Source organism: Solimonas terrae (assembly GCF_011067135.1).
GTDB lineage: Bacteria > Pseudomonadota > Gammaproteobacteria > Nevskiales > Nevskiaceae > Solimonas > Solimonas terrae.
In genome coordinates this window covers 1-1,358 of the sequence record NZ_JAAMOW010000017.1, presented here as the reverse complement: position 1 = coordinate 1,358, position 1,358 = coordinate 1, and the positions used below count along the sequence as shown (strand labels likewise).

Here is a 1,358-nt window from a genome sequence, read left to right as displayed (position 1 = left end):
GCCGGCATCCGCTTCATCGGCCCGACACCGCAGCAGATCGACCTGATGGGCGACAAGGTGCGCGCGCGCAACTTCGTCGAGAAGGCCGGCTTCCCGGTCGCGCCGTCGGCGATCGAGGATGACGATCCTGCGACCTTCAATGCACGCGCCCGCCAGGTCGCGCTGCCGCTGCTGATCAAGCCCAGCGCCGGCGGCGGCGGCAAGGGCATGCGCATCGTTCGTGATCTGGCCGTGCTCGACGCCGAGATCGAGCGCGCCCGCTCGGAAGGCCAGCGCTACTTCGGTGACGGCCGACTCTACGTCGAACGCTATATCGAAAGCCCGCGCCACATCGAAGTGCAGGTGCTCGGCGACGGTCAGGGCGGAGTCGTCCATGTCTTCGAGCGCGAGTGCTCGGTGCAGCGCCGTTTCCAGAAGATCGTCGAGGAAACCCCGTCGCCGGCACTGTCGCCCGAGCTGCGCGAGAAGATCTGCGAGACCGCGGCCGGCATCGCCCGCTCGCTCGACTACCGCAATGCCGGTACCGTCGAGTTCATCTTCGGCCAGGGCGGCGAGTTCTATTTCCTGGAAATGAACACCCGCCTGCAGGTCGAGCATCCGGTGACCGAAGAAATCACCGGCATCGACCTGGTCCACGAGCAGCTGCGTATCGCCGCCGGCGAAACCCTTGGCTACGACCAGCGCGCCGTGCAGTCATCGGGCCACGCGATCGAATTCCGCATCTACGCCGAAGACGCCGCACGCGGCTACACGCCGACCACCGGGCCGATTCTGGTCCTGCATCCGCCGACCGGCGACGGCGTGCGCTGGGACAGCGGCGTCTTGCAGGGCGGCGAGGTCACGTCCGCATTCGACCCGATGATCGCCAAGCTGATCATTCGCGGAGCCGATCGCAATGACGCGATTCGAAAGGCCGACAAGGCGCTGAAGGACACGGTATTGCTCGGCTGCAAGACCAATACCGCGTTCCTGCGCCGGCTGATCGCGCATCCGGCCTTCGTGTCCGGCGACGTGCACACCGGCTTTCTCGACGCCAATCCGCAGATCGCCGCCGAACCGGAGCTGCCGGCAGAAACGCTGCAGGTCCTGCTTGCCGCGGCTGCCGTCAGCACCCGGCCGATGCGCGACATCGCCGATGCCGTGCCCGATCTGCATGCGGCGATCGGCGGCTGGAGGAATTGAGCATGACGCTTCTCCCAACCGTTCATGGCGAGTGCCGCATCGCGTGGCGATGTGGTGTATCGAGCCACGCTCGGCACGTCCCTCGATACACCGCGCCGCATGGCGGCGCGGCACTCGGGATGAACGGGAATACAAATCACTGCGTAGCGGCCTTAGGGAGCTGACATGCAACACGC

The 1,358-nt window shown here is 66.3% G+C and carries 1 protein-coding gene; it reads left to right on the top strand.

What is annotated here, in order from left to right; translation table 11 throughout:
• On the top strand, positions 1-1,182 hold a 1,182-nt coding region (locus G7Y85_RS20010; protein WP_166261795.1), incomplete at its 5' end, for an acetyl-CoA carboxylase biotin carboxylase subunit.
• Between the last annotated feature and the right edge of the window lie 176 nt (positions 1,183-1,358).